Annotated in this window: 23 protein-coding genes; 12 read left to right on the top strand and 11 right to left on the bottom strand. The window is 33.0% G+C overall.

Annotated elements, in window-relative coordinates:
• Nucleotides 1-149 precede the first annotated feature (149 nt).
• Nucleotides 150-902 (top strand): glucose 1-dehydrogenase, encoded by a 753-nt coding sequence (locus NCC77_RS19325; RefSeq protein WP_250837060.1) that lies wholly within the window; start codon nucleotides 150-152, stop codon nucleotides 900-902.
• Nucleotides 903-973: 71 nt separating this feature from the next.
• Entirely contained in the window at nucleotides 974-1,555 is a 582-nt protein-coding gene (locus NCC77_RS19320; RefSeq protein WP_250837059.1) for a TetR/AcrR family transcriptional regulator, read from the top strand.
• A 90-nt stretch (nucleotides 1,556-1,645) separates the two neighbouring features.
• Here the strand turns inward: NCC77_RS19320 and NCC77_RS19315 are convergent, their stop codons facing one another.
• The 9 genes from NCC77_RS19315 to NCC77_RS19275 form a co-directional block, all read right to left on the bottom strand.
• Nucleotides 1,646-2,704 carry a nucleoid-associated protein gene (locus NCC77_RS19315; RefSeq protein WP_177212457.1) on the bottom strand — a complete coding sequence of 353 codons (1,059 nt, stop codon included), beginning with the start codon at nucleotides 2,702-2,704 and terminating at the stop codon, nucleotides 1,646-1,648.
• Nucleotides 2,705-2,748: 44 nt separating this feature from the next.
• The gene (locus NCC77_RS19310; RefSeq protein WP_250837058.1) at nucleotides 2,749-3,108 is read right to left on the bottom strand and encodes a four helix bundle protein; all 360 of its coding nucleotides are present in this window, start codon (nucleotides 3,106-3,108) and stop codon (nucleotides 2,749-2,751) included.
• A gap of 114 nt (nucleotides 3,109-3,222) precedes the next feature.
• Nucleotides 3,223-3,765 carry an IS1096 element passenger TnpR family protein gene (locus NCC77_RS19305; RefSeq protein WP_125719847.1) on the bottom strand — a complete coding sequence of 181 codons (543 nt, stop codon included), beginning with the start codon at nucleotides 3,763-3,765 and terminating at the stop codon, nucleotides 3,223-3,225.
• A gap of 213 nt (nucleotides 3,766-3,978) precedes the next feature.
• The gene (locus NCC77_RS19300) at nucleotides 3,979-4,578 is read right to left on the bottom strand and encodes an HPP family protein (RefSeq protein ID WP_250837057.1); all 600 of its coding nucleotides are present in this window, start codon (nucleotides 4,576-4,578) and stop codon (nucleotides 3,979-3,981) included.
• An 87-nt stretch (nucleotides 4,579-4,665) separates the two neighbouring features.
• The gene (locus NCC77_RS19295; protein ID WP_250837180.1) at nucleotides 4,666-5,946 is read right to left on the bottom strand and encodes a chloride channel protein; all 1,281 of its coding nucleotides are present in this window, start codon (nucleotides 5,944-5,946) and stop codon (nucleotides 4,666-4,668) included.
• A 368-nt stretch (nucleotides 5,947-6,314) separates the two neighbouring features.
• Complete coding sequence (gloA2, locus tag NCC77_RS19290) at nucleotides 6,315-6,704, bottom strand: SMU1112c/YaeR family gloxylase I-like metalloprotein (RefSeq protein ID WP_250837056.1); 390 nt, start codon at nucleotides 6,702-6,704, stop codon at nucleotides 6,315-6,317.
• Nucleotides 6,704-7,279 (bottom strand): sugar O-acetyltransferase, encoded by a 576-nt coding sequence (locus tag NCC77_RS19285; protein WP_250837055.1) that lies wholly within the window; start codon nucleotides 7,277-7,279, stop codon nucleotides 6,704-6,706. Before NCC77_RS19285 ends, gloA2 begins: the two co-directional genes overlap by 1 nt.
• Before the next feature lie 3 nt (nucleotides 7,280-7,282).
• Nucleotides 7,283-7,738 carry a YciI family protein gene (locus NCC77_RS19280; protein WP_250837054.1) on the bottom strand — a complete coding sequence of 152 codons (456 nt, stop codon included), beginning with the start codon at nucleotides 7,736-7,738 and terminating at the stop codon, nucleotides 7,283-7,285.
• 159 nt (nucleotides 7,739-7,897) lie between these two features.
• Nucleotides 7,898-8,356 (bottom strand): DinB family protein, encoded by a 459-nt coding sequence (locus NCC77_RS19275; protein ID WP_111378292.1) that lies wholly within the window; start codon nucleotides 8,354-8,356, stop codon nucleotides 7,898-7,900.
• Between the two features lie 143 nt (nucleotides 8,357-8,499).
• Here NCC77_RS19275 and NCC77_RS19270 point away from each other — a divergent pair, with 143 nt between their 5' ends.
• The 9 genes from NCC77_RS19270 to NCC77_RS19230 all read left to right on the top strand — a co-directional run bounded on the left by NCC77_RS19270 (nucleotide 8,500) and on the right by NCC77_RS19230 (nucleotide 15,498).
• Nucleotides 8,500-10,665 carry a TonB-dependent receptor gene (locus NCC77_RS19270; protein ID WP_250837053.1) on the top strand — a complete coding sequence of 722 codons (2,166 nt, stop codon included), beginning with the start codon at nucleotides 8,500-8,502 and terminating at the stop codon, nucleotides 10,663-10,665.
• 263 nt (nucleotides 10,666-10,928) lie between these two features.
• On the top strand, nucleotides 10,929-11,336 hold the full coding sequence (locus tag NCC77_RS19265; RefSeq protein ID WP_250837052.1) for a DUF2141 domain-containing protein: 408 nt from the start codon (nucleotides 10,929-10,931) through the stop codon (nucleotides 11,334-11,336).
• A gap of 48 nt (nucleotides 11,337-11,384) precedes the next feature.
• Entirely contained in the window at nucleotides 11,385-12,005 is a 621-nt protein-coding gene (locus NCC77_RS19260) for a hypothetical protein (RefSeq protein ID WP_248727836.1), read from the top strand.
• A 21-nt stretch (nucleotides 12,006-12,026) separates the two neighbouring features.
• Nucleotides 12,027-13,364, top strand: a complete 1,338-nt coding sequence (locus tag NCC77_RS19255; protein WP_250837051.1) for a 2TM domain-containing protein — start codon at nucleotides 12,027-12,029, stop codon at nucleotides 13,362-13,364.
• Nucleotides 13,364-13,669, top strand: coding sequence for a 2TM domain-containing protein (locus NCC77_RS19250; protein WP_250837050.1), 306 nt, complete (start codon nucleotides 13,364-13,366; stop codon nucleotides 13,667-13,669). Before NCC77_RS19255 ends, NCC77_RS19250 begins: the two co-directional genes overlap by 1 nt.
• On the top strand, nucleotides 13,650-13,979 hold the full coding sequence (locus tag NCC77_RS19245; protein ID WP_250837049.1) for a 2TM domain-containing protein: 330 nt from the start codon (nucleotides 13,650-13,652) through the stop codon (nucleotides 13,977-13,979). Before NCC77_RS19250 ends, NCC77_RS19245 begins: the two co-directional genes overlap by 20 nt.
• 2 nt (nucleotides 13,980-13,981) lie before the next feature.
• Entirely contained in the window at nucleotides 13,982-14,287 is a 306-nt protein-coding gene (locus tag NCC77_RS19240) for a 2TM domain-containing protein (protein ID WP_248727832.1), read from the top strand.
• Nucleotides 14,288-14,300: 13 nt separating this feature from the next.
• A complete protein-coding gene (locus NCC77_RS19235) occupies nucleotides 14,301-14,693 on the top strand; it encodes a 2TM domain-containing protein (protein ID WP_250837048.1) in 393 nt (130 codons plus the stop codon).
• Nucleotides 14,694-14,733: 40 nt separating this feature from the next.
• The gene (locus tag NCC77_RS19230; RefSeq protein WP_250837047.1) at nucleotides 14,734-15,498 is read left to right on the top strand and encodes a LytR/AlgR family response regulator transcription factor; all 765 of its coding nucleotides are present in this window, start codon (nucleotides 14,734-14,736) and stop codon (nucleotides 15,496-15,498) included.
• Nucleotides 15,499-15,765: 267 nt separating this feature from the next.
• On the opposite strand, the gene NCC77_RS19225 is transcribed toward NCC77_RS19230, so the two are convergent.
• Together NCC77_RS19225 and NCC77_RS19220 are read right to left on the bottom strand one after the other, a co-directional pair.
• On the bottom strand, nucleotides 15,766-16,791 hold the full coding sequence (locus NCC77_RS19225; RefSeq protein WP_250837046.1) for a COX15/CtaA family protein: 1,026 nt from the start codon (nucleotides 16,789-16,791) through the stop codon (nucleotides 15,766-15,768).
• Between the two features lie 364 nt (nucleotides 16,792-17,155).
• The gene (locus NCC77_RS19220) at nucleotides 17,156-18,586 is read right to left on the bottom strand and encodes a CCA tRNA nucleotidyltransferase (RefSeq protein ID WP_250837045.1); all 1,431 of its coding nucleotides are present in this window, start codon (nucleotides 18,584-18,586) and stop codon (nucleotides 17,156-17,158) included.
• Nucleotides 18,587-19,049: 463 nt separating this feature from the next.
• Between NCC77_RS19220 and yaaA the strand changes: the two genes are divergently transcribed.
• Nucleotides 19,050-19,808 carry a peroxide stress protein YaaA gene (yaaA, locus tag NCC77_RS19215; RefSeq protein WP_250837044.1) on the top strand — a complete coding sequence of 253 codons (759 nt, stop codon included), beginning with the start codon at nucleotides 19,050-19,052 and terminating at the stop codon, nucleotides 19,806-19,808.
• The last annotated feature ends 34 nt before the right edge of the window (nucleotides 19,809-19,842 follow it).

The following is a 19,842-nucleotide window of genomic DNA, read 5'->3' as shown; positions in this document are numbered from 1 at the left end:
ATAGTTGTTTTCCTTATAATTGATGGGTTCTAGGAAGGTCTTTTTTATTTTAACTAAAAATTAACATTATTAATAACGGAACGATCGTTCCGTTATTATATCTTTGTACTGTAATAATCGAATAATCAATAACTTAAAAACAAATAAAAATGAAAAGTTTAGAAAACAAAGTAGCAATCGTGACAGGTGGTAATAGCGGAATTGGATATGCAGCTGCAGCCGATTTAGTATCAAAAGGAGCAAAAGTAATTGTAACAGGAAGAAATAAAGAAGCTTTAGAGAAAGCGGAAACAGAATTGAAAGTTACAGGAATTGAAGCCGATCAATCTGATTTAAAATCAATTGATAATTTGGTTGAAGAAGTAAAAGCAAAATTCGGAAAAGTTGATATTTTATTCTTAAATGCTGGAATAGCAGCTTTTGCGCCTCTAGATTCAGCTTCAGAAGATCATTACGATAGTATCATGAACGTTAATGTAAAAGGAGTTTATTTTACCGTTCAAAAAGTATTGCCAATTTTAAATGATGGAGGTTCAATTATCTTTAATACTTCTGTAAATGCTCATGTTGGAATGCCAAATTCTAGTGTTTATGCCGCAAGTAAAGCAGCCGTATTATCTTTAAATAAAGTTTTTGCTGTAGAATTGGCTTCAAGAAAAATTAGAGTAAACGCAGTTTCTCCTGGCCCGATTGAAACACCATTGTACGGAAAAGTGGGTTTAGAAAAAGAAGAAGTAGAAGGATTAGGAGCTGCTTTAGGTGAGAAAATTTTATTAAAACGTTTTGGACAAGCTGCAGAAGTTGCAAAAACAGTTAGTTTCTTAGCCTCAGATGATGCTTCATTTATAACTGGATCTGAAATTGTGGTAGATGGTGGACTTATCGTAAATAGCGTATTATAATTTTTTTGACTAATTCAGGAACGATTGTTCCGTATTTTTATATCTTTGTAAATGAATTTAATTTGAATGTCATGGCTAGAACGAAAGAATTTAATGAAGATCAGGCTTTAGATAAAGCAATAGAAATTTTTTGGCACAAAGGTTACAACGGAACTTCAGCTCAGGATTTGGTAACTCACTTAGGTTTGAGCCGTTCTAGTTTGTATGATACCTTTGGCGATAAGCAGCAATTGTTTACAAAGTCGTTGCAGCGTTATCAGCAGCAAGCGCAAGATGCTGTTAAAGAGCTTTTAGAAAAATCTGAAAATGTTAAAGAAACATTACAGGCTATTTTTAAGCAAGCTGTGATCGAAAGTTTGGAGGACCGAATTACAAAAGGCTGTTTTATGGTTAACTCGTCTGTAGAATTGGCTATGCACGATGAAGAAATTGCCAAAATTGTAAAAAGCAACAGCCAAACGATGGAAGAAGTTTTTACAAATGCCGTTCAAAAAGGGCAGGAGGCTGGACATATTTCTAAACAGCTGGATGCAAAAGTTTTGGCTCGATTTATCTTTAATAATTATTCTGGAATTCGAGTTTTGGCTCGCGCTGGAGAAAGAAACAAAGAAGTTTACGATGATATTGTAAAAGCCGTATTTTCGGTTTTATAACATTAAAATTCAAGACAATAAAAAACGGCAGTTACATTTGTAACTGCCGTTTTCTGTATTAATAAGTAAGTAATAGAAAATGAAAACTTCTTAGCTTTTTTCTTCTTTGTTGAAGTAAACTAAGTAGTAATACATTTGTTTTTCTTCATCCCAGCCTTTTTCAACAAATTTTTCTGCACTTTCAGGATTAATAAAATCCATTTTAATCTGAATATGAGTATCCAAATTAATTACATTTTTAATCGATTTTCTAGCGTCAGAAACTGCTGCGTTGGCAATTGGGAATGAGGTAACATCTTCGATGCTGTATTTTTCTCCTTTATCAACTTTATAGTTTTTAAATTCAGGAATCAAATCAGGATTGTCTAGTACTTCATTCAAGAAATTCTGTTCTTCAAACTGATCATTTTTAGCGAAATAATTCACAGATCGGTTCATAAACATTACTTCCTCTTTCTTGTCTTCTGCTGGCAAAACCACGTCTTTTGCGAAGTTTTGACAGAATTTCAAATATTTTTTAGTGATGAAATTTTCATCTTCAAAAGCATCAACAGATAAAAAGTGCTCTAACCAGTAGCGTGCATCATAACGGTTGCTATCTACAGTTAGGATTTTGTATCCTTCTTCTTTTTTGTAGTTGAAGATCAAACATCCTTTATCTAATTTATTCAGGTTGATTCCCTGTTGTAAAATCATCTCAAGGTTACTGTTATTTTCTTCAAACTGTAAAAAGTCTGCTTGTAATTCACTTTTAAAAATTCCGATTGCATCAACAACATTGTTGTCAATACTTAGGTTTGTTAAATAAGTTACATAAACCTCTCCGTTTTTAATGTGCGGGTGATTTGACTGCTCGTATAAATGTTTTGTGATGTTTTTAGAAACCTCATGAACATTTGACGGATTTGCAAAAATCTCAGTTGCATACTTAAACATGTCGTTGTAGTCCAAGTCCACTTCGTGTGCAAACTGATAATAGTTTTCTTCTTTTTCTCTAAAAGGCTTAAAAAAGAATTCTTTAATCAAAGGAACAATTTCATCATTTAAGTTGAATGGTTGCTCTGATAAAAAAATAGCTTCGTTACGACTTTTGTTTCCAACGCGGTGTATGGAAAGGGTGTCGATGTGGGTATTGAATAAATTAATCATTTATTTTTAGGTTTGAAGTAACATAGTGACAAAGAGACAAAGTTTTATTTGCTAGCTTTTAATTTTTTTATAAAAGCGCTTAACATTCGCTCCAATTCTCTGCTTTCTCCGTTTGTTTTACTGAATTGGTACTCGGTTATATATTTTAGATTGAATGAAATTTCAAGCTGAGTTTGCATTTCAAATAAAGATGAAATAGAAATATTTAAGAATCTTAGCAATTCAGTCTTTCCATTTCTGCCATATCCTTCGGCAATATTACTCGGTATTGATACTGAACATCTTCTAATTTGTGAAGATAGTCCATAAATTTCTTCTTTCGGGAATGAATTTGTTAGTTGGTAAATTTCAGTTACCAGATTCATAGATTTTTGCCAAATTAAAAGGTCTCTAAAAGTTTTCATAGTTCATATTTAAAAAGTAAATATAAAAATAAGAAAAAACTTACGAATTAAAATATTTAACCCTGAGAGAAAACCTTTGTTTCTTTGTCACTATGTAACTTTGAGCCTGAAAACTTAATTCCAATTCTCCTCAAATCCATAATCTTCGAAGCTGTCATCTCCTTCGAACATGTCAAGATCGTCTTCGTCTAGGTCGTCTTCAAATTCTCCGTAGATATCATCATGCATGTCATCGGCTTCAAAGTTTTTTTCGATAGCGTCTGCTGGCATTTCACCGTGAGAGAATAAAGTTTCTGGGTAAGTGACTCCAACTTGTTCATCTTCAACGGCAGCCAATTCAACTAAGAAAGTCCACATACTGATGAAGTCATAAACGTAGATAATTTTAGTATTTTCTTTATCTAAAATACTAGATAACGGATAATCGTTCATGGTTCTTATTTCGCCAGGAACATCTCCTGTATCGAAAAGCGGAATTTCATCTTCTTGATTCCAAGTATCATCACAAGTATAAAATGAAGCCACTTCTGATCCGTCAAAGCCAAAAGAGTTGAAGATTGCATTGTGTAAATCCTCAAGAGTATCTTCCTCAAGAATAGCAATGTCTCTAAAAATATCTTCTTCGGCGTCTAGAATAACTCTAAATTTATAAACCATAATCTTTGTTTTTATTGAGAGGTCAAAGGTAAAATATAAAAAACGAAATACGAATTATGAATTACGATTTGTTGAAAAGATTTTAATCTTTTGAATTGCTGGAGTTTATTCAGTTTGGTAATCCTGCAAGGTTTTTAAAACCTTGTAGGTTTGTAATTCTATTTAAAGTTATACCTACAAGGTTTTGAAAACCTTGCAGGAAGAAAACAAAAACTATTTTCTCGCCAGTCTTTTTCTAATTTTATGATAATGTTTGTGATAAGTGCTGTGGCTTGGATAACTTCTGCTTGAAGTCATATTATTAAAAATCAAAGCCGTGAAAAGCAATATCATAACTCCTGTAAAAACGGGAGAAAGTACATATATATAACCTAAGGCTTTTACTTTTTCTGTTCCGATAACTGCAATTAAAGCTGTTGCTCCTCCAGGCGGGTGAAGCGTTTTGGTAATCTGCATTAAAATAATGGCAATCGAAACTGCTAAAGGTGCTGCAATCCACATAATGTCTGGAACTAATTTGTTGACTGTAACGCCTACAAGAGCAGAAAGTACATGTCCACCAACTAAATTTCGAGGCTGAGAGAACGGACTCTGAATAATTCCGTAAACCAAAACACTCGAAGCTCCAAAAGAACCAATTAAATAAACGGCATCAGGCCCAGAAAAATGTATGGATTGTACATAAGCTAAAATTCCGATTCCGACAAAAGAACCTAAAAATGACCAAAAGTGTTCCTTATAATCGATTAAAGTTTCTTTGTAAAGGATGTAACGTGTTTTACGATAGCTTCTTTTTATTTTTTCAGTTGGCATTATGTGGTATTATATTTTATTCGTTATGCTTTTAAATATACTTTGCTGTATGTTTTTTTAATCTCCAGATTATTATTAGCCTGTAAATTATTTAACTAAGCTTGGAGAATAACTGTATACTGTATACGGATAAATTGTTTTTGCAGTGTATTTTGAAATTAAACAAACTACAAGAATTGGGAAAAACAAAGTATAATCGTTTGTTAAACCGCAAACCAAGAATATCGCTGTAAAAGGCGCGTGAATACTTGCGCTAAGAACCGCAGCCATTCCGATAATCATAAAGTTAACTGGAATTACATTTACATGGAAAAAGCTGTTTAAGATCGAAGCCAATAGTAATCCTAAAAATGCTCCGATAAATAAACTTGGAGCAAAAACACCTCCGTCACCTCCAGAAGCCAATGTTATAGAAGTAACAATTGGTTTTAGGATTAAAATTCCAATAAATGTTAAAGCTAAAGTTATAGTTAATTGAGTTTGAGGCGCATTTCCAAAAATTCCTTTAATGGCGTGATAACCTTCTCCGTACAATTGAGGAAAAAAGAATAAGGAAAGACTTAAAACTGCTGAACCTAAAATAATTTTGTAATAATGTGTGTCGATTTTACCAAATTGTGATTTAAAGAATAAAACGCAGCGAGTTAGATAAACCGAATTCATTCCAGCTAAAATTCCTAAAAGAATGAAGTACGGAATCGCTTTTAAATTCCAAGTTACGATTGAAACTGCAAATAAAGGTTCTTCTTTTAAAATGGTTAATAAACCAAATGCAATAGAAACGGCAATTAAATTCGAAATCACAAATGCACGAGTTACTTTTCTTGAAATTACTTCGAAAGCAAATAAAACTCCCGCAATCGGACTGCTGAAAAGTGCTGTAACACCCGCGGCAACTCCCGCGCAGATTAATTCGGTTTTGTATTGACGGAAAACATTTTCTTTTTCATGAGCAACAGATCCAATAGTTGCTGTAGCAACAACAGTAGAAACTTCGATTCCTGTTGAACCTCCAAAAATAACCGTTAATAATCCGTTTATGAAATGTGATGGAATTTTATAAGAAGGAAGATTTTTAGATTTTGATGCTGTACTTTCAAAAACTTCTTTGATTCCTTTATTTTCTTTTTTCTTAAAAAGATATTGTCTTAAGAAATAAATTACCGATAGTCCGAAAACTGGAAATATGATGTAAAATACTGGGTGAACTGAAACTTCACGAAAGAAGATCTCTTCGTAATATTCCGTTATTTTTTTTAGTGAAATTCCGAGAAAGGCAGAAAGAAAGCCAATTAAAATAGAAACAATAACTAATTTTCGGAATTTGATTAATTGATGATTTTTTTTGATTTGCGCCGTTTTGTTCATCATTATAAGTTTGAGAATTCCGCATTTTTTTCTGCGGATTACAAAATTAAGCATCAAATTCGGTTTTTTCTAGAAAATGTTCATTTTAGTGTGTTAAAATGGACATAAACAGGAAAATTCTTTCGATATTGATTTTGCCACAAAGGCATTAAGACGCAAAGTTTTTTATTTAAAGCAACGATTAGAAACGCAGTTTGTCATTTCGACGAAGGAGAAATCACACTCGGGATTCGACAAAGATTGGCGACATGCTTTACGGAGTTTCTAGTGTGATTTCTCCTTCGTCGAAATGACAAAAATGAGAAAAAAACTTTGTGCCTTAGCGACTTCGTGGCAAAAAAAACTTAGCGCCTTCGTGGCAAAAAAGCCTAACGCTCATAAAACTCAATCGGCAATAAATCTGGATCTGCAATAAAAGTAAAGCGTTTTTCGGTCGTTTCATCAATTCTGATTGGTTCTGATTCTATGTTTTTTGAAGTTAAAAAAGCAATAGTTTCTTCTAAATTAATAACTTCAAAAGCCAAATGGCGCAAACCAACAGCTTCTGGTCTTGAAGGTCTTTGCGGCGGATTTGGAAAGGAGAATAATTCGATGGCATAGGAGCCATTCAAAGCCAAATCTAATTTATAAGACTGGCGTTCTTCGCGATAGATTTCTCTAATTATCGTTAAGCCTAAAATCTGGGTATAGAAGTGTTTCGATTTTTCGTAATCGGAACATAAAATGGCAATATGATGAACTTTATTAAGGGTAAGCATTATTTTTTTGATTCAGGTTCTTGATTTAATTTTCGAATGACTTTTGCAGGATTTCCAACGGCTAATGAGTTGTCTGGAATATCTTTTGTGACAACAGATCCAGCGCCAATAACACAGCCTTTTCCTATTGTTACGCCTGGGCAAATAACAGAATTTCCGCCAATCCAGCAATCGTCTCCAATTGTAACTGGATAAGCATTTTCTAGTGTTTTTCTTAGTTCAGCGTCAAGCGGATGTGAAGCAGTATAAATTTGAACATTTGGCGCAATAAATACATTCGAACCAATGTTTACCGGTGCGCAGTCTAGAACGACACAATTCACATTAAAATAAACATTTTCGCCAGCGAAAATATTATAACCGTAATCACAATGAAAAGGCGGTTCAATATATAAACCAGCTCCAGCATTTGGAATAAGTTCTTTTAAAATCTCTTTTGCTTTTTTAGTGACTCGGTATTCTTTTACGTTTAAAGTATGTAAGAGGTTTTTAGCATTTCGGCGTCCTTTTACCAATTCTGGATCAAAGGCGTTGTAATATTCGCCAGAGATCATTTTTTCTTTTTCTGTTTTCATATTTTACATTTTCGTCTTGGCAATTTTATCGTGTATTTTTACAGTTTCTTGCAAAGCTGCGGTGCAGTACCAAGGCGTTAATTCGGCTTCGAGTAAATTGGCCTTTATGGCCGGATCAGTGGCAACAAGAGCTTTGGCTTCTTCTATGGTTTCTACATTAAAGATGTAAATACCACGATAATTTCTGTCATTTTTCATGAATGGTCCTGCAACAACTAGTTTTCCTTCTTTGGCTAATTTACCAATGTTTTCCATGTGACCTTCAAAAAGTTTTTTGGTTTCTTCCTTAGAAGCGGTTGTATTGCTTCCAGATTTTAAAAGACAAAAAACATATTTCTTCATTCCGTATTCGTCGGCATGGAGAGATTTTGCGAGGTTTTCATCATATTTCACTTCGGTTTGCGAAAAGCCGATTGCATTAAAAACCAAAAATGCGACGACAAAAAGTATCTTTTTCATATCAATGATTTTTTATTTTAACACATAGAAGCATAGCTTTTAAAACGTGGTAAAGGCATTTCATTTTTAGATTTCCACATAGAACTATGTGTTAAATCTAGATTTTTAAATATTCTTTTTGAGTTCCAAAAACCTATTTTTCTATGTGTTAGAATTAAATTAAAGCAATTTCTTCAAAATAACAATCTGTCCCAAATGATAAACATCATGCTGAATGATTCCGTGAATATCTTCATAAAAATTATGATTATTGTTTAGATCTATTTTCTCGAAATCCTCATCATTAAAATCACTCAGACAAGCACTCCATAATTCCTGAGATTTTGCCAGACTTTGCAGTGACTGCTCCCAAGCGGGTTCAGATGAATCTAAAATAGGCACAAAATAATTATGATCGGGAGTTGTAATTATTTCTCCTTGAACACGCTTTAATATGTTTCTTCTCCATTGTATTAGGTGATTGACAATTTCCCAAATCGTGTTTAAGTTAGGATTGATTTTTTTATAAGCCTGAGCTGCAGTTACATCTTTTAAAGTATCTGCCAAGGTCACTTCAAGCCACGGATTTCCATTATAAATGGATTGATACAAATTAGAAACTCTTTTACTTTCTGACATAGTTAATAGTTTTTAGAAACACGTTAGCTAAGATACAAATTAGTATTTTACAACTCATCCTCGAAAATCTACAATTGGGTTATTATATATTTTTTAACATGAATTGTTAAAATACATTTGCTTCATCAAAAACCAAAGATGACATGAAAACCAAATTATTTTTTACCCTTAGTTTTTTATTTTTTACTGCATTAATTTTTGCTCAAAATACAATTTCAGGAAAAGTAGTAGATCAAAAAGGAAAACCAGTTGCAGGTGCAAACATATATATTGACGGAACTTATGATGGAGCAACAAGTTCTGAAACTGGAGATTTCTCTTTTGAAACGACAGAAACAGGAAACAAATTTTTAGTTGTTAGCTTTTTGCTTTTTGAAACTTTCAAACAAGAAATTGATGTTGCCAATTATAAAGACCAAACGGTAAAATTAAGAGAAAATGTTAATGCTCTAGATGCGGTTGTGATTACAGCAGGAACTTTAGAATCTGGAGACAAGGCAAGAGTTTCTGTTTTAAAACCTCTGGATATTGTTACAACAGCTGGATCTGCCGGAAATATCGTGGCGGCATTACAGACTTTGCCAGGAACGCAGTCAGTTGGGGAAGACGGACGTTTGTTTGTACGTGGAGGTGAGGCAAGCGAAACTCAGACTTTTGTTGATGGAATTCGTGTAGCACAGCCTTACGGTGCAACAATGAACAATTTACCAACAAGAAGCCGTTTTTCTCCTTTCTTGTTTAGCGGAATCGCATTTTCTACGGGTGGTTATTCTGCAGAATATGGTGAAGCTTTATCAAGTGTTTTGCTTTTAAATACTCAGGACGAGGAAGATCATGAAAAAACAGATATAGGATTAATGACGGTTGGTTTGAGTTTAGGAAATACACAGAAATTCAAAAAAAGTTCTTTAAGCGTAAATATGGCTTATATCAACTTGGCTCCTTATCAGGCTGTGATTCCGCAAAATGTAGATTGGAATAATCCGTATCAATCACTTGGAGGCGAAACGGTTTACAGATATAACTTCACAAGTGGAATCTTTAAATTGTATGCTTCATTCGATTCTGAAAAATTCGATTTAAATCAGAAAAACGTCAATTTCGAAAACCCGATTCGAACTGATATGAACAATAACAACTTCTATTTGAATTCTTCATACAAAGGAAGTTTCGGAACAGGATGGCAGATTACTTCTGGAGTTAGTTACGGTTACAGCAAAAACAAACTTAAATATGATATCACGGGAGTTGATAGTCAGGAAAATGCGGCTCAGTTGAAATTGAAATTAAGCAAGAAATTTTCAAACTATTTTAAATTGTCTTTCGGAACAGATTATTTCATTACAAAATACAATGAAAATGTAGCCGATAATATTGCGCTTGATGTTACAAATGGTTACGATTCGAACATTTTTGCAGCATATACCGAAGGCGATGTTATGTTTTCTAAAAAACTAGCTTTAAAAGTAGGTTTGAGATTTTCTAATAACAGTTTGCTAAACGAAAACCATATTGCGCCTAGAGCCTCATTAGGATATAAAGCTTCAAAAAGTAGCCAGTTTTCTTTTGCTTACGGAGATTTTACTCAGACGCCAGTTGTAGATTATATTAAGTTTTCTAAATACCATCAGTTTGAAAGCGAGAAGGCAAGTCATTATATTTTGAATTATACGTTTACAAGACCTGGGCAAACCCTTAGAGCAGAGGCTTATTACAAAGATTATAGCAATTTGGTGCAGTATGATACAAGAGATATTCAATACAATTCTATTTTCAATAACAACGGATCGGGTTATGCAAAAGGATTGGATATTTTTTGGAGAGATAGCAATTTGTACAAAAACTTAGAATATTGGATTTCCTACTCTTATATCGATTCAGAAAGACAATATAAAAACTTTCCTTACATGGCAACTCCAAGTTTTATTGCGAATCATAATTTATCTGTTGTGACGAAATATTTCATTACAGATTGGAAATCGCAAGTTGGTTTTACAAACAGTTTCAGTACAGGACGTCCGTACAACGATCCGAATCAGACGCAATTTATGAATGGAAAAACAAAATCATACAATAGTTTGAGTTTTAACTGGGCTTATTTATTAACGACACAAAAAATCCTTTATTTCTCGGTTTCAAATGTGTTAGGAACACAAAATGTTTTCGGATACGATTATGCTAAAAATCCAGATCCAAGCGGAGTCTATCAAAGACAAGCCGTGGTTCCAACAGCAGACAGATTCTTCTTCGTAGGTTTCTTCTGGACGATTAGCCAGAATAAGAATGAGAATCAGTTGAAAAACTTATAAGCCGCAAAGTGACAAAGTAACAAAGTAACAAAGCATTAATAGTTTACGGGAGATACCTTTGTCACTTTGTTACTCAGAACCTTTGTCACTTAAAAAGAAACAATTCAGTAACCAAAATCAACAACTCAGTATCATTTAATTTTAAAAGAGTGAAAACCGATATACTTTTGAATTATAAATTGATAAACCGAGTTTTAATCATCAACAAAAAACTTAGAACCTTAGTAACTCAGAACCTCAGAACCTTAAAAAAAAAAGAAATCATGACCAAAATTATCACAATAACCATCTTATTTATCTGCAGCTTAATGTCTGCTCAAAATGTAAAATTAACTGTTGCTGTTTCAGGTTTAAAAAATGATACAGGAGTTGTAAAAGTAGGATTATACAATTCAGACGGAACTTTTCTTAAAGCAACTTACAAAAGTCTTGCTTCTGAAATTAAAGACAATAAAGCAGTTGTAACTTTTGATAATCTTCCTGCGGGAGAATATGCAATTTCTACGTATCATGATGAAAACAGCAACGGAAAGCTTGATAGAAACGCAATGGGAATGCCAGTAGAAGAATATGCAACTTCAAACAATGCGAAAGGATTTATGGGGCCTCCTTCCTATCAAGATGCTAAATTTAATGTCAGTAAAGATTCAAAAATTGAAATTGTATTCTAAAAAAACAAATAACTAATCTATATAAACAAACCATTAATAACTTATAAAATGAAAAAAATCATCACTTTAGTCGCACTATTTGTAGTAGTAATAAGTTCAGCTCAAACACAATTTGAACAAGGAATGAATAAAGCATTCGGACTTTGGAAAGAAGGAAAAAATACAGAAGCTTCTGCTTTATTCGAAAGAATTGCTGCGGCCGAAAAAAACAGTTATCTGCCAAATTACTATGTAGCTTTGATCAATGCAACAGCTGTATTTACAGAAAAAGACAAAACTAAAATCGATTTATTATTGACAAAAGCGCAAGATGCATTAGATATCGAATTGATAAAGGATCAAGCAAACTCAGAACTATATGTAATGCAGGCTTTAATTTACACAGGATATGTTGTGGCTGATCCAATGACAAACGGGATGAAATATTCTGGCAAAGTAATGGAAGCTTACGCGAAAGCAAAAGCGCTCGACCCAAACAATCCGAGAGCCGTTTTTGGTGAAGCAGATTATCAATTAGGAGGAGCAAAATGGACAGGAGTAGATACAAAACCTTTATGCGCGCAAGTTGATAAATCTATTGAACTTTTTAATACTTTTAAACCAGCTACACCTTATGCTCCAAAATGGGGATTGGATAGAGCTCTGGAAATTCAAAAAACTTGTAAATAATTCAATAGTTTATAAAACATTATGATATTAAAACCTAATTTGTTAAAAGCATGCTTAGTTGGAGGAATAGTATTTTTATTTTCTTTTCTAATTCGGTTCGCCTCTTTAGGAACAGCAGTTTTTACCAAGAATCTTTACATTTATTTCTTGTACTGCATGCTTTACAGTGTGGTTTTGTATATCGTAAACGTTGTTCTTTTTGAGTTTTTAGATAGGGTTTTTCGAGAAAATCCATATTCGCTAAAGAGAATCTTAATTGGTTTTGCAAGTTCGTTTTTAATATCGATGATTGTAATTGGAGTATTGCGTTTGTTTACAAGTGTAATAATCGAGAATAAAACAATAATAGGTTTTCTTGCCAATGAAAAAGCAGAAAATTATATCGAATCTGCGGTAATGACTTTTATTGTGTTGTTGTTTTTTCATGGACTTAATTTTTATAAACTCTATCAGGAAAATAAAGTAACACAGCAGAAAATTATTGCGGGAACGGCAAATGCCAAATTCGAAAGTTTAAAAAATCAGATCGATCCGCATTTTCTTTTTAACAGCTTAAATGTTCTGAGTTCTTTAATAGAAGAAAATCCAGATAATGCGCAGCGTTTTACAACTTCTCTTTCTAAAATTTATAGATATGTTTTAGAACAGAAAGACAAAGAATTGGTTTCGGTTGAGGACGAATTGTCATTTGCAAAAACGTATATGAATTTGCTGAAAATGCGTTTCGAAAATAGTTTGTTTTACGAATTGCCGACAGAAAATATTAATCCAGAAGCCAAGGTGGTGCCGCTTTCTTTACAGCTGTTGCTGGAGAATACCGTAAAACACAATGTAGTAAGCGAGCAAAAACCGCTTCATATTAGAATTTTTATTGATAAAGATTATCTGGCGATTCAGAATGATCTTCAGAAAAAAGAAGTTTTGCAGGACAGGCAAGGTGTCGGATTGCAAAATATTGTAAACAGATACGGAATTATAACGGATAGAAAAGTGAAGATTGAAGAAGATGGAAAGAATTTCACCGTTAGGATTCCAATTTTAACCAAACAAATAGCGGTTATGGAAATGAGTGCAGAATATACCGATGAGGCAAAAGCTTACTATAGAGCCAAAAAACGAGTAGAGGAACTGAAAGGATTTTACGGAAATATAATTTCATATTGTTGTGTGATTCCGTTCTTGGTTTTTATTAACCTAAAATTTTCACCAGGATTTCAATGGTTTTGGTTTTCTGCTTTAGGCTGGGGATTTGGAGTTGCAATGCATGCTTTTAAAGTTTTTGGATACAGCTCAGATTGGGAAGAAAGAAAGATTCGCGAGATTTTAGAGAAAGATAACAAACAAAAAACGTGGAAGTAATGGAAAATAATTTCACAGAAACAGTTCGTTATTATGATGCTCAGAAAAAAGTAAAAGAAATAAGAGGATTTTACGAGCATTTGACTGTATATGTTTTATGTAATCCGATTGTGATTGCTGTAAATTATATGACTTCTCCAGAATACCTTTGGTGGATTTGGTCTGTAATGGGCTGGGGAATGGCAATAATCTTGCACGGACTGAAAGTTTTTAGTCTTCCGCCTTTCTTTAATAAGAAATGGGAACAAAAAAAGATTCAGGAAATTCTAGAAAAAGAAAATAGTCATGGAAACAAATTTGAGTAACGATCAAGAAGAAGTAATACTGCAAGAATTAGCCAGGAAAAAAGTAATTCAGCTGAAATCTTTTTACAAGCATTTGTTCATTTACACTCTTGCACTGATTGTTTTTCTTTTAAAAGAATATACCAATCTGCCATTGCAATTTTTTCCGATAAAATATCTCAATTGGGTAGTTGTAATTATTTGGTCGGCTGTTATAGTGGGTTCTGCCATCGATTTGTTTGCTTCCTATAAGATTTTTGGGCACGAATGGGAAGAACGAAAATTGAGGAGCATTTTAGAAAAAAAATATAAAAAACAAAAATGGGAATAATCATGGAAACGAATTTAAGCGAGGAAGAAAGATATATTCAGGCAAGAAAAAAAGTCGAAAACCTAAAAGGATTTTATGGAAATCTAGTTGCTTACATATTGGTAAATGCAATTTTGATTTTTATAAACCTTTACACATCACCTCAATATCTATGGTTTTTTTGGCCATTATTATGGTGGGGAGTTGGAGTAGTTTTTCACGGGTTAAAAGTCTTTGAGGTTTTTCCAGGTATGGGTAAAGAATGGGAAGAAAGAAAAATCAAAGAGTTTATGGAGAAAGAAAAACAGAATAAAAACAAGTGGAAATAATTAAAATATAGTTATGGGACGTTTAAGAAGACAATTCTATGATGAATTAGGAAGAGAATATGAAAAGCATTATGAAAAAGAGTTTAGTCAGGATGAAAATTATAATGCCGCTTATAGAAGAGTAAAAAAACTGAAAGGATTTTACTCACACCTTAAAGTTTACATTATTGTCAATATCATCATCATTGTATCCAGTTTAACCCGAGATAATTCTAATGTAGGATTGGACTTTAGCGGTTTGACGGAATGGCACACGTACTCTACTGCACTTTTCTGGGGAATTGGTTTACTAGCTCACGGATTATCTGTATTTGGTACTGATTGGTTTTTTGGATCAGATTGGGAGAAAAGAAAAATCCAAAAATACATGGAAAAAGATACCGCAAATAAAAATAAATGGGAGTAACTTTGACTTCATAATTTTTTCAAATTTCACATTATAGTAAATGATCACATTAATTATAGAAGACGAAAAACCAGCTGCGAGATTGCTGCAAAGAAAACTTGAAAAGTTAGATGTAACTGTAGAAACCATGCTTCACTCTGTTGAAGAATCGGTTCTTTGGTTTGAAAATAATCCGCATCCCGATTTGATTTTTTTGGATATTCAACTGTCTGATGGTTTGTCATTTGAGATTTTTGAAAAAATAGACATCAAAAGCGCTATCATTTTTACAACGGCGTATGATGAGTACGCTTTAAAAGCTTTTAAATTAAATAGCATAGATTATCTTCTCAAACCTATTGATGAAGACGATCTAGAAACAGCGGTTTCAAAATATAAATCTCGCCTTCCAAAAACAGCAGAAACTTCAAATTTGCAATTAGACTTTGAACAGATTCGACAAATGTTATCAAATCCTTTTGAAAAGACATTTAAAAAGAGATTTACCGTTAAAATTGGCCAGCATTTAAAAGTCATTACTACAGAAGAAATCGAATGTTTTTTTAGTGAAAATAAAGGAACTTACATTCATACGTACGACAATCGAGATTATTTGATCGATTCGACTTTGGAGATTTTAGAACAAGAACTCGATAAAAAGGATTTCTTTCGCGTAAGCAGAAAGTTTATTGTTCCGTTAAAAGCGATTAAAGAAATTCAGGTTTATACTAATTCTCGACTTAAAGTGATTCTTCCAACTTATAAAGAAGATGAGGTCATTGTAAGCCGAGAAAAAGTACAAGATTTTAAGACTTGGTTGGGATAGAAGCTTTTATTAAAATTAGAAATTCAATAGATTTCAAATCAATAAAACCCCAGAGGGGTGAAATATTTATAGAATTACAATAAACAATTAAAATAAGCTCCGGAGGAGCGGCATATATTAAAACTGAAAAAGAATAAATATGTCGCTCCGCTGGAGCTTTATACTGTAAACTTTTATCTTTTACTATAAATATTTCGCTTCTCCGAAGCTCATAAAAAAGCTGTCCTTTGGAGACAGCTTCTTTTTATGTTTTAATATGTTTCGATTTTATTTACTCAATCTATGCAATGTATATGTCATCGCACTCAAAAGGAAAAACGCCATAATTTGGTGAATTAATCCTAAAGCCAATGGCACGCTATATAATAAAGTGAAAACGCCCAATAAAAACTGAATAAAAACAAAAACGACTAAAGTTTTGATTCCGTTTGATTGAGTGTGAGTAAGCGTATATTTTTTGCTTTTGAAGAAAAGGAAAAGAATAATCGCAACTACTACATAAGCAAAAGTTCTGTGTACAAACTGAACACCGCTTTTTCCTTCGATTAAGTTTTTTACTAAAGAAGATTGCTCAATAAAAACCGATTCATGAATAAACTCTCCATCGCTCATTAAAGGCCAATGATTGTGAATTAGTCCTGCATTTAAACCTGCTACAAATCCGCCGTAAATAATTTGGATTAATAGTGCAATCAAAGCATAACGCGCAATATTTCTAAGCGGTAGAATTTTGTTGATATTTCTTTCTGGATAAATCAAATCAAGTGCAACCCAAAGTGTGTATGCGAAAGTAATGAATGCAAAAGTTAAGTGTAATGAAAGTCTGAAGTGGCTTACATCTGGATTATCAATTAGTCCGCTTCTTACCATAAACCAACCTAAAAATCCTTGAAAAGCTCCCATTGCCAAAAGAACGATACATTTTTTAATCGTGTCTGTATCTAATTTCTTTTTAGCTAAAAAGTAAACAAATGGTACAAAGAAAACCAATCCAATTATACGGCCGATAAAACGGTGAAACCATTCCCAAAAATAAATGAATTTATAATCTGCTAATTGAAAATCGTTGTGAATATTGATTTTCTGATACTCAGGAAATTTTTTGTACTCGTCAAAAGCCGCCTGCCATTTGGCGTCTGTTAAAGGCGGGAAGGTATCGGTTACCAAATGCCAGTCGGTCATAGATAAACCCGAATTGGTCAAACGGGTAATTCCGCCCACGACAACCATTAAAAATAATAAAATACAGCCCGATAGTAACCAAATGATTACTGATTTATTCTCTTTTTTCATTCTTTTCCGATTAATTCGATTTCGTTTTTGTTTTTTATTTTGGAAATTCTTTTTATGTAGAATTTTGCGAAATATAGGTTAGCTACAATACTTGGAGGAAATATAAGGCTCCCTACAATAATCCTAGAAGTCAGATCTTTTGGATCAAATCTTAAATTTATTAGTTGATTTAAAGCGGGACTTGTCATTATTAAGGCAATTAAAAAAATTGTGGAGCACGGGATAACAACTGATATTAAAAAATAAAGTAAATTGTGTCTAAAATGTTTTTTTTCATTCTTTTTTCGTTCTTTAAAAAAAATATAATTTGGATATATAATAACTACAGCAAGTAAGATTCTGAAAATTATTTTATAATAATCCATTACTTCTTAAGTGTTAGATTTAGTTTAGCAGCTCTTTTAATCACAAAATCATAAGCCGCCTTATATTCATTCGGTATAACGCCTTCCAAAATAGCTTCTTTTACGGCTTCTTTTAAAATTCCGATTTCACGTGAAGGTTTTAAATCGAACATTTCCATAATTTCTTCTCCAGAAATAGGAGGTTGGAAATTACGAACATGATCGCGTTCTTCTACTTCAACGATCTTCTTGCGTACGAGTTCGAAATTTTTATGATATTTCTTGAATTTCGACGGATTTTTGGTTGTGATATCTGCCTCGCACAAAGTCATTAAGTTTTCTACATCTTCGCCAGCATCAAAAACCAAACGGCGAACCGCACTATCGGTTACAATATCCTGCGCCAAAACAATGGGACGTGAACTCATAATAACCATTTTCTGTACAAACTTCATCTTGTGGTTCAATGGCATGTGCAAACGTTCAAAGATTTTCTTTGCCATTTTTCCGCCCAAGAATTCGTGTCCGTGAAAAGTCCAACCTTGTTTTTTGGTGAAACGTTTAGTGGGTGCTTTCCCAATATCGTGTAATAATGCCGACCAACGAAGCCAAACATCATCTGTATTCGGGCAAATGTTATCCACAACTTCCAATGTATGATAGAAATTGTTTTTATGCGTATGGCCTTCAATTTCTTCAACCTGATTTAAAGCAGTTAATTCAGGTAAGATTAGATCTAGAAGTCCTGTTTTGTATAACAGTAAAAAACCTGTTGAAGGTTTATCCGTCATAAGAATTTTGTTTAATTCATCAACGATTCTTTCGCCAGAAATAATTTTAATGCGATCTGCATTTTTTGTAATTGCATTCAAAGAATTTTCTTCGATTTCGAAATTCAATTGAGTCGCAAAACGAATCGCACGAAGCATTCGCAAAGGATCATCAGAATAAGTGATATCTGGATCCAAAGGCGTTTTGATTGTTTTATTTTCTAAATCGGTTAAACCATCAAAAGGGTCTAAAAGATCTCCAAAATTGTTTTTATTTAAAGATAAAGCAAAAGCATTGATCGTAAAATCGCGACGATTTTGATCGTCCTGCAAAGTTCCGTTTTCCACAATCGGATTTCGGCTATCACGATTATATGATTCTTTTCGGGCACCAACAAATTCAATATCCGTATCTTCAAAACGAAGCATGGCAGTTCCGTAAGTTTTAAAAACTTGAACTTTTGGTTTGTTCGGCAGTAAGTCAGAAACTTTAAGCGCTAATTCGATGCCGCTTCCAACAGCAACTACATCAATATCTTTTTTAGAACCTCGATTTAAAAGCAAATCACGAACAAATCCGCCGATCACATAAGAGTCGATTTTTAATTCCTGAGAAGCTTTCGAAATAACATCGAAGATTTTGTTTTGTAAAGCAGTTTTATAGTTTGTTTGTATCGCCACGAATTCACTAATTATTGAGTAAAAATGCAATTTCAAATTTCTAAGAAATGAAATGCATGCAAATTTACAACATAGAAAATGCCTATTATAATCTAGAGCTTACTTTTTTGAACAATTTCACATTTTGTCGTGCAGAATTTTATTAAAATGAGAATGGTTGCCACGAATTGCACGAATTTCCACGAATTTATTTTTCTGCCACAGATTAAAAGGATTAAAAAAGATTTTTAATTAGTGAAAATTTGTGCAATTCGTGGCAGAAAAAAATAGTAATAGATTAAGAAAATCTGTGTAAATCATTTTAATCTGTGGCAAAAAAATATAACAATTTGCGCAAAAGAATAATTTGTGGAAATTTGTGCAATTCGTGGCGAGAAAAAAATACAACGATAGAACAAATCAATTACAAACGATAATTTTTAGAATTTCAATTTGTATTTTTGAATCATAGAAAAATGCACACATGAAAATTGTTATATCTCCAGCGAAATCACTGAATTTCGAAAAAGAATTACCAACATCTCAATATACTGAACCTTCATTCTTAAAAGAAGCAAGAGTGGTTCATAAAGTAGTAAAAACAAAAAAGCCTTCTGAATTATCAGAACTAATGTCGATCTCAGACAAACTAGCCGATTTAAACTGGAAAAGAAATCAGGATTGGAAAACACCTTTCACACCAGAAAATGCACGTCCTGCGGTTTATACATTTGATGGAGACGTTTATACAGGTTTAGATGCTTATACAATTCCGTTAGAAAAATTAGATGTTTTACAAGATAAACTTCGAATTCTATCAGGTCTTTACGGTCTTTTGAAACCGCTTGATTTAATGCAGGCGTATCGTTTGGAAATGGGAACAAAAATGCCAGTTGGTGAATATAAAAACCTTCATGAATTCTGGAAACCTGTTGTAACGAAAGCTTTAAACAAAGAATTGAAAAAAGACGAATTATTTGTGAATTTAGCGAGCAATGAATATTTTTCGGCGGTTGATGTAAAAGCATTGAAAGTGCCTGTAATTACTCCAGATTTCAAGGATTATAAAGATGGAAAACTAAAAATGATCAGTTTCTTTGCGAAAAAGGCGAGAGGTATGATGGTTCGTTATATTATCGATACAAACGCTGAAACTATTGACGATTTAAAAGGTTTCAATTACGATGGATATCAGTTTGATGCGAATCTTTCTAAAGGGAATCATTTGGTTTTCACAAGATGATTTTTTTAAAGATACTAAGGTTCTGAGATGCTGA

Source organism: Flavobacterium tyrosinilyticum, from assembly GCF_023656565.1.
GTDB lineage: Bacteria > Bacteroidota > Bacteroidia > Flavobacteriales > Flavobacteriaceae > Flavobacterium > Flavobacterium tyrosinilyticum.
The sequence above is the reverse complement of the archived record's forward strand: the minus strand, read 5'-3'. Positions and strand labels throughout refer to the sequence as shown.

What these genes read in the sequence shown, in the direction of transcription:
- NCC77_RS19325 (WP_250837060.1), top strand. Translation starts at nt 150, where the DNA reads ATGAAAAGTTTAGAAAACAAAGTAGCAATCGTGACAGGTGGTAATAGC.
- NCC77_RS19320 (WP_250837059.1), top strand. Translation starts at nt 974, where the DNA reads ATGGCTAGAACGAAAGAATTTAATGAAGATCAGGCTTTAGATAAAGCA.
- NCC77_RS19315 (WP_177212457.1), bottom strand. Translation starts at nt 2,704, where the DNA reads ATGATTAATTTATTCAATACCCACATCGACACCCTTTCCATACACCGC.
- NCC77_RS19310 (WP_250837058.1), bottom strand. Translation starts at nt 3,108, where the DNA reads ATGAAAACTTTTAGAGACCTTTTAATTTGGCAAAAATCTATGAATCTG.
- NCC77_RS19305 (WP_125719847.1), bottom strand. Translation starts at nt 3,765, where the DNA reads ATGGTTTATAAATTTAGAGTTATTCTAGACGCCGAAGAAGATATTTTT.
- NCC77_RS19300 (WP_250837057.1), bottom strand. Translation starts at nt 4,578, where the DNA reads ATGCCAACTGAAAAAATAAAAAGAAGCTATCGTAAAACACGTTACATC.
- NCC77_RS19295 (WP_250837180.1), bottom strand. Translation starts at nt 5,946, where the DNA reads ATGAACAAAACGGCGCAAATCAAAAAAAATCATCAATTAATCAAATTC.
- gloA2 (WP_250837056.1), bottom strand. Translation starts at nt 6,704, where the DNA reads ATGCTTACCCTTAATAAAGTTCATCATATTGCCATTTTATGTTCCGAT.
- NCC77_RS19285 (WP_250837055.1), bottom strand. Translation starts at nt 7,279, where the DNA reads ATGAAAACAGAAAAAGAAAAAATGATCTCTGGCGAATATTACAACGCC.
- NCC77_RS19280 (WP_250837054.1), bottom strand. Translation starts at nt 7,738, where the DNA reads ATGAAAAAGATACTTTTTGTCGTCGCATTTTTGGTTTTTAATGCAATC.
- NCC77_RS19275 (WP_111378292.1), bottom strand. Translation starts at nt 8,356, where the DNA reads ATGTCAGAAAGTAAAAGAGTTTCTAATTTGTATCAATCCATTTATAAT.
- NCC77_RS19270 (WP_250837053.1), top strand. Translation starts at nt 8,500, where the DNA reads ATGAAAACCAAATTATTTTTTACCCTTAGTTTTTTATTTTTTACTGCA.
- NCC77_RS19265 (WP_250837052.1), top strand. Translation starts at nt 10,929, where the DNA reads ATGACCAAAATTATCACAATAACCATCTTATTTATCTGCAGCTTAATG.
- NCC77_RS19260 (WP_248727836.1), top strand. Translation starts at nt 11,385, where the DNA reads ATGAAAAAAATCATCACTTTAGTCGCACTATTTGTAGTAGTAATAAGT.
- NCC77_RS19255 (WP_250837051.1), top strand. Translation starts at nt 12,027, where the DNA reads ATGATATTAAAACCTAATTTGTTAAAAGCATGCTTAGTTGGAGGAATA.
- NCC77_RS19250 (WP_250837050.1), top strand. Translation starts at nt 13,364, where the DNA reads ATGGAAAATAATTTCACAGAAACAGTTCGTTATTATGATGCTCAGAAA.
- NCC77_RS19245 (WP_250837049.1), top strand. Translation starts at nt 13,650, where the DNA reads ATGGAAACAAATTTGAGTAACGATCAAGAAGAAGTAATACTGCAAGAA.
- NCC77_RS19240 (WP_248727832.1), top strand. Translation starts at nt 13,982, where the DNA reads ATGGAAACGAATTTAAGCGAGGAAGAAAGATATATTCAGGCAAGAAAA.
- NCC77_RS19235 (WP_250837048.1), top strand. Translation starts at nt 14,301, where the DNA reads ATGGGACGTTTAAGAAGACAATTCTATGATGAATTAGGAAGAGAATAT.
- NCC77_RS19230 (WP_250837047.1), top strand. Translation starts at nt 14,734, where the DNA reads ATGATCACATTAATTATAGAAGACGAAAAACCAGCTGCGAGATTGCTG.
- NCC77_RS19225 (WP_250837046.1), bottom strand. Translation starts at nt 16,791, where the DNA reads ATGAAAAAAGAGAATAAATCAGTAATCATTTGGTTACTATCGGGCTGT.
- yaaA (WP_250837044.1), top strand. Translation starts at nt 19,050, where the DNA reads ATGAAAATTGTTATATCTCCAGCGAAATCACTGAATTTCGAAAAAGAA.